Raw genomic sequence first — 295 nt, 5'->3', positions numbered from 1 at the left:
TTGCCCATTTGCAGTTTGTGGAGCTGTAAGAATAAAAATTGAAGAAATAGCATATAGTAAAATAACTGCTTCAACATTCCAACAAACATTTTTGAATACATGGAAAACTAGAGAAAAGTTAGATTACGCACTCTCTATAGGAATTTCTTCACCTGAAACTCACTATTTATTAGGGATTGTATATAATGAGGGAATGCATTGGAAAGACCATACTGATAATGTTACACCAATTACCAATAAATTGGAAAACCTAACTATCAAAAACATGATTAGAGAAGTTTTCCAATAAATAAAA

1 pseudogene is annotated in these 295 nt (G+C 30.2%); it reads left to right on the top strand.

The features are described 5' to 3' along the window. Positions 1-289 (top strand): annotated as a pseudogene (locus SB659_RS19300) (hypothetical protein); the annotation flags it as partial. Between the last annotated feature and the right edge of the window lie 6 nt (positions 290-295).

The sequence above is a fragment of the Arthrobacter sp. SIMBA_036 genome, from assembly GCF_046535135.1.
GTDB lineage: Bacteria > Actinomycetota > Actinomycetes > Actinomycetales > Micrococcaceae > Arthrobacter.
The sequence above is the reverse complement of the archived record's forward strand: the minus strand, read 5'-3'. Positions and strand labels throughout refer to the sequence as shown.